Source organism: Acidovorax sp. LjRoot204 (assembly GCF_056175785.1).
In genome coordinates this window covers 1-5,895 of the sequence record NZ_JBGFFF010000219.1, presented here as the reverse complement: position 1 = coordinate 5,895, position 5,895 = coordinate 1, and the positions used below count along the sequence as shown (strand labels likewise).

Annotated in this window: 5 protein-coding genes and 1 pseudogene; 2 read left to right on the top strand and 4 right to left on the bottom strand. The window is 67.1% G+C overall.

The genetic code is table 11. The features are described 5' to 3' along the window. The 4 genes from AC04MI_RS22990 to AC04MI_RS22975 all read right to left on the bottom strand — a co-directional run. Positions 1 to 432, bottom strand: a 432-nt coding sequence (locus AC04MI_RS22990; protein WP_476498792.1) for an NAD(P)/FAD-dependent oxidoreductase, incomplete at its 3' end; no start/stop codon positions are given. Positions 433 to 445: 13 nt separating this feature from the next. Beyond that, entirely contained in the window at positions 446 to 2,008 is a 1,563-nt protein-coding gene (locus tag AC04MI_RS22985; RefSeq protein WP_436077224.1) for an amidase, read from the bottom strand. A 34-nt stretch (positions 2,009 to 2,042) separates the two neighbouring features. Further along, positions 2,043 to 3,029: a Bug family tripartite tricarboxylate transporter substrate binding protein gene (locus AC04MI_RS22980; protein WP_436077223.1), complete on the bottom strand. Its 987-nt coding sequence runs from the start codon at positions 3,027 to 3,029 to the stop codon at positions 2,043 to 2,045. Between the two features lie 54 nt (positions 3,030 to 3,083). Beyond that, positions 3,084 to 4,448: a D-serine ammonia-lyase gene (locus AC04MI_RS22975; protein WP_436077222.1), complete on the bottom strand. Its 1,365-nt coding sequence runs from the start codon at positions 4,446 to 4,448 to the stop codon at positions 3,084 to 3,086. 93 nt (positions 4,449 to 4,541) lie between these two features. On the opposite strand from AC04MI_RS22975, the gene AC04MI_RS22970 reads away from it, so the two are divergent. Both AC04MI_RS22970 and AC04MI_RS22965 read left to right on the top strand, forming a co-directional pair. After that, entirely contained in the window at positions 4,542 to 5,501 is a 960-nt protein-coding gene (locus AC04MI_RS22970) for a LysR substrate-binding domain-containing protein (protein ID WP_436077221.1), read from the top strand. 70 nt (positions 5,502 to 5,571) lie between these two features. Further along, positions 5,572 to 5,873 (top strand): annotated as a pseudogene (locus AC04MI_RS22965) (helix-turn-helix transcriptional regulator). Positions 5,874 to 5,895 lie beyond the last annotated feature (22 nt).

Here is a 5,895-nt window from a genome sequence, read left to right as displayed (position 1 = left end):
GCTCATGCCTGCAGCCACAGCCTCGGGTTTGAGGCAGGGCAACATTGCCAGCAGCTCGGCCTTGTCCACCCATTGCACATTGGGCGAGGTGGCATGCGCTTCGTCGTAGGTCTGCTTGAGCAGGTCCAACTGGTCCGGCCCCGCCACATAGACCACGCCCCGGGGTGAGAGGATGGGGTCAGCGCCAAACTCCGCCGGCGGCGCGTCGTAAAACGCGCGGCTCGCCCGCGTCAGCGCCTGGATGTTGGGCGTGCCATAGGTCGCCATGTACAGCGCGGCCGAGCGGCCGGTGGTGTGATAGCCGGGCTGCGATTCGCGCTCCAGCAGCAGCACGCTGGCGCCCTGCCCTGCGGCGCCGGGCTGCACCAGTTGCCAGGCCACGGAGGCCCCGGCAATGCCTGCGCCGACGACGATGGTGTCTACGGTTTGCATCTGCTCCTCCTGCTCAAACGGCCGACACCTGCGCTGCCGATGCCGCACGGTCGTCACGCGGCAGGCTGCGGGCATCGCGGGGGTCGGGTGCCACGGTCACGATGGAGGTCAGCGCGGGTTCGGCGCGCGTCTGCATCAGCTTGGCCATGTCAGGGCGTGGGCGCGCCAGCCCGGCAATGCCCTTGAACGCCTGCTCCAGCGCATGCCCCACGCCCAGCGTGTGGCGGTCGGCACGGAAGCGGCCCACGATCTGCAGGCCAAACGGCATCCCGGCGTCGTCCAGCCCACAGGGCAGGCTCAGCGCCGGGTGGGTGGTGAGCGTGGTCACATAGGTCAGCGCCAGCCAGCGGTAGTAGTTGGCCTGGGGCTCGCCGTTGATGTGGCTGGCGAACAGCTGGGTCCACGCAAACGGCGACACCGGCGTGGTGGGCGCCAGGATCACGTCGTACTCTTCATATAGCTTCTGGAATCGCGCCAGAATGCGTGTCTGCTCGGCCTGCGCCCAGGCGCTGTCGAGCAGCGTCATGGCGGCGCCCATTTCGTAGTTGGCGCGGGTGTTGGGGCCCAGGCTGGCGGGGTCGCGCTCGTAGGCCTCGCGCGTGCTGGCCACAAAGGCTTCGGCGCGCAGCACGTCAAAGCAGCGGTGCACATCGCCCAGGTCGATGTCGATGGCGTCGCAACGCGCAAACAGGTGCTTCATGGCCTGTACCTTGCGGCGGAACACGGCACGGATACCGTTGTCCACAGCGCAGGCACCAAAGTCCTCGGTATAAGCCACGCGCAGGCGGCTCAGGTCCACGGCTTCGGGCAGAAGGAAGCTCATCGGGTCCAGCGGGTAGCTCAGCGGGTCGCCCGCCGACATGCCCGCCGATGCCGCCAGCTGCAGGCAGGCCTCTTCCACCGTGCGGCCCATGGGGCCGACCACCGAAATCGGCGTCCAGCCCAGCAGCTTGCGCGAGCTGGGCACCACGCCGGGCGAGGGCCGGAAGCCCACCACCCCGCAGATGGATGCAGGAATGCGCAGCGACCCACCCGTGTCCGAGCCCGTACACACCGGCAGCATGTCGCACGCCAGCGCAGCGGCCGAGCCGCCCGACGATCCCCCAGCGTTCAGGTTGGGGTTGAACGGATTGCCCGTAGCGCCCCACACGGTGTTGCGCGAATTGGCGCCCGCCCCCATCTCTGGGATGTTGGTCTTGCCGGTGACGATGGCGCCTGCCGCGCGCAGGCGCGCCACCAGCACGTTGTCCTCGGCCGGAATGTGTTCGCGGTAGATCTGCGATCCATAGGTGGTCAGCAAGCCCGCCGTGGCCTCCAGGTCCTTCACGCCCATGGGCAGGCCATGCAGCAGGCCCAGTGGTTCGCCGCGCAGCACGGCTTGCTGGGCCGCTTTGGCCTCAGTGCGGGCGCGGTCGTAGCAGGTGGCGGTGACGGCATTCACATGCGGGTTCACCGCCTCGATGCGGGCGATGCAGGCGTCGAGCAGCTCCACCGGCGAAATCTCGCGCGTGCCGATGTGATGGCGCAGTTCGTTGGCGGTCAGCTCAACCAGGGCTTGGGGGCTTGTTGTGGTCATCTCGGGCTTGTCTTCTTGTTCTGGTCACACGGGTTCAGTCTGCGGTGATGGCTGCGCGCTGTGCAATGGCGCGCATCAGCGGCAGCTCCTTGTCGATCAGCTCGGCCAACACCTTGGACGAAGCATAGGACGGCTCGAACCCCACCGCGATCATCTTGTCACGCGTTTCGGGGTCCGACACCACCTGGGCCAGCGCCAGCTCCAGGCGGGACTTCACGGCCGACGGCAGGCCACGGGGCGCCACCATGGCCAGCCAGGTGTCCATCTCCAGGCCGGGATAGCCACTCTCCGCCAGCGTAGGCACCTTGGGCAGCAGGGCCGAGCGTTTGCCAGAGGTCACCGCAATGGCTTTGATCTTGCCGTCCTTGAGCTGCGGCAGCGCGGCCGACACGGTGTCCACCGTGAACGGGATCTGCCCGCCGAGCAGGTCGGTCATGGCGGGCGCGCTGCCTTTGTACGGCACATGCTGGATCTTCAGGCCCGCCGCGTGGAAGAACATCTCGCCCGCAAACTGCGAGGTGGTGCCTGTGCCGAACGAGCCATAAGAATACTTGTCGGGGGCCGCCTTCACCAGGGCCACAAACTGCTTCAGGTCGTTGGCTGGCACATCCTTGTTGGCCAGCAGAATCAACCCCGTGCGGCCCGTGATGCCAATGGGCTCAAAGCTCTTGACCGGGTCGTACGGAAGCTTGGCGCGCACGGCGGGGTTGACGGTGAAGGTGGTGCCCGAGCTCATGAGCAGCGTGTAGCCATCGGGAGCCGCACGCGCCACCGACGTCGCGCCAATCACCGTGCCCGCCCCCGCGCGGTTGTCAATCACCACGCTCTGGCCCAGCTTGTCGCCCAGCTTTTTGCCAATCAGCCGCCCCAGTACGTCGGTGGCACCACCGGGCGGGAACGGAATCACCAGCGTGATCGGCTTGGTGGGGAACGCAGCCTCCTGCGCCATGGCCGGAGTCCACGCAGTGGCCCCCAGGGCGACACAGAGGACGGCAGACAAAAGCAGTTGCTTGCGGTTCATGGCGTGGCTCCAGATAAAAAAGTAAAAAAAAAGAGGAAAAAAGGTGGCGGCCCATCAAGCCTGCGCAGCCAGCACGGCCCGCCCGCGCTGCACAAAGCCCTGGTACTGCGCATCGGGCACCAGCAGGCCGCCCGTGGTCCACACCAGGTGGGTGGCCTGGTGCAGCACGGCCTCAATGCCCGCGCTGCGCAGCCAGGCCTGCCCTGCCGTGGTACCCGTCAACATCGCCGGGCCGCTGAAGCCTGCGGCAGCCGAGGGCTCGATGCGCTCGCCCAAGGCGTCCAGCACCCGCACCAGGTGTGCAAACAAGGTGTCGTCGGCCACAGTGAACACGCCCGACAGCAGCGGACGCATCAGTTCGGCCGCCAACAGCGACGCGCGCGGCACCGCCAGGCCATCGGCCTCGGTGCGGTTGGTCAGGCCCCAGTCGTAGACCGAGGGGTGCTGCCCCACACCTTGCGTTGCATCGGCCATCATCTGCACCATGAAGCACGGCGACTGCACCGGCTCGGCAAAAAAACAGTGCACATGGGGCCCCAGCACCTGCCGCAGACCAAAGGTGATGCCCGCTGGCGCACCACCCACGCCACACGGCAGGTAAACGATGAGCGGGTGCTCGGCACCCACCGCCACGCCCTGCTCGGCCAGTTGCTTTTGCAGGTGCAGCGCCGCCGCGCTGTAGCCCAGCAGCAGCGAGAACGATTGCTCGTCGTCCACAAAGTGGCACAGCGGGTTGCTGGCCGCCTCGGCACGGCCTGCGGCCACGGCATGCTCGTAGTCGCCCGCGTGCTCCACCACCTGCACGCCACGCTGGCGCAGGCGGTCTTTCTTCCATTCCTTGGCATCGGCCGACATGTGCACCGTGGCCTGAAAACCCAGGGCCGATGCCACCACACCAATGCTCATGCCCAGGTTGCCGGTAGAACCCACCGCCACTTGGTAACGACCCAGCAGCTCGCGCGCCTGCGGCGTCGCCAGCGCTCGGTAGTCGCCGCCGGGCTGCACCAGCCCATGCTGCAGCGCCAGCCCCTCGGCAAACTCCAGCACCTCGTGCATGCCGCCCCGCGCCTTGATGGAGCCCGCCACGGGCAGGCTGTGATCGGCCTTGATGAACAGGCTCCCTCGCGCTTCGGCCATGTCCAGTGCAGGCGCCAGCGCCGCAGCAGGCAGCAGGGGCGACTCCACCACGCCTCCGGTGGCGGCGAGCTCGGGGAACACCTGCGCCAGCAGCCCGGCAAAACGTGCCAGGCGGGCGGCCGCTGCGTGCGTATCATCCAGACTAATGGTCCTGCCCAGTGCAGGCAGCGCGGCGGCGGGCTGTGCCTGCCGCGCCGGGTTGGTCCACAGGGCGGGCTGGGCGTTGCGCAGGCGAGTGGCCAGCAGGGCATCGATGGCAGGTTGGGGTTCGGCAATCGTCATGGCGCGTTCATCTCGAAAAGTCTTGCCCCCATTTTTCGCCGGTCACGCCTCCGTCACAAACCATTTATATTGAGCGCATCATTAGTATTAATAATGGATATTCGCCTCTCCCCCTCCCTGCTCGCCTGGCTGCGCAGTTTTGATGCAGCCGCCCGCCACGGCAGCTTTACCAAGGCGGCGGCCGAGCTGTGCATCACCCAGGGCGCCGTGAGCCAGCAGGTCAAGCAGCTCGAAGACTGGCTGCGCCGCCCGCTATTCCTGCGCACGCCGCGCGCCTTGGTGCCCACACCCGAGGGCAAATGGCTGGCCGTGGTGCTGCGCGAGAGCTTTGACGCCATCGAAAGCACCCTGGCCCAGATGCGCCAGCCCGCAGAGGCCGCCACCGCCACACTGAGCTGCTCGCCCTCGTTTGCCATGAGCTGGCTCACCCCCCGGCTGGGCGACTTCTTTCGCCAGCACCCCCACACCGGGCTGCGCGTGTTTGGCGAGTTCCACACGCTGGACCGCACCCGCATGGTGCGCGACGGCGTGGAAGCCGCCGTGCGCTTTGACCTGGGCGGCTACCGCGACCTGAACGCCACCGTGTTCCTCGACGAATGGCTCATCCCCGTGGCCAGCCCCGAGTTCCTGGCCCGCCACCCGCCCATCACCCAGCCGCAAGACCTGCACGGCGACTGGCTGCTGCACGACAGCAGCGCCTGGGACGGCGCAGACACTTACGAGGAGTGGCAGCACTGGTTTGCGCAGAGGGGCGCCACGCCACCGCCCTGGGCGGGCGGCCAGCAGTTCAACCTGTCGCAACTGGCCCTCGGCGCAGCGCTGGCCGGCCAGGGCATTGCCATGGGCCGCGCCGCGCTGGTGCTGCAGGATGTGAAGGCCGGGCGCCTGGTGCCGCTGCTCAGGCGCAGCGTGACATCGCGCGCGGCCTATTCGTTTGTGACCACCACGCACCCTAGCCCGGCAATGGAGCTGGTGAAAGAATGGCTGCTGGAGGAGGCGCAGCGGTTTTGCACAGAGCGCAGCGAGGTATTGCCTCCGTTGGCTCCGCTCTAAACCGAGTCATGACGGCGAAGATTTGTATATTTATATACTCTTTACTCTAAAAAAGAGTATAAATATCATCATGCCAAACGATCTCATCCCCGCTCTCGCCGCCGCCCGCAAAGCCCAACAGATGACCCAGGCCCAGTTGGCCGAAAGTGCAGGTCTCTCCCGCATGACGGTGCAGCGCACCGAAGGCGGCGACCTGGACCCCCGCTATTCCACCCTGGCCGAAATGGCGCGGGTGCTGGGCATGGACATCATTGCCGTGCCCAGCAGCCTGCGGCCCAGCCTGGAGGCATTCATTCAGGCCGGTGGCAAGTTTCTGGGCCAGCCCGAGGGGTGGATGCGCCGCCCTCGGTGGTGGACAGCCTGCGCCGCTGACCCTGACGACGCACCACCTTAC

Bases quoted from the DNA above. Each gene is read 5' to 3' on its own strand.
- AC04MI_RS22985 (WP_436077224.1), bottom strand. From the start codon at position 2,008: ATGACCACAACAAGCCCCCAAGCCCTGGTTGAGCTGACCGCCAACGAA.
- AC04MI_RS22970 (WP_436077221.1), top strand. From the start codon at position 4,542: ATGGATATTCGCCTCTCCCCCTCCCTGCTCGCCTGGCTGCGCAGTTTT.
- AC04MI_RS22975 (WP_436077222.1), bottom strand. From the start codon at position 4,448: ATGACGATTGCCGAACCCCAACCTGCCATCGATGCCCTGCTGGCCACT.
- AC04MI_RS22980 (WP_436077223.1), bottom strand. From the start codon at position 3,029: ATGAACCGCAAGCAACTGCTTTTGTCTGCCGTCCTCTGTGTCGCCCTG.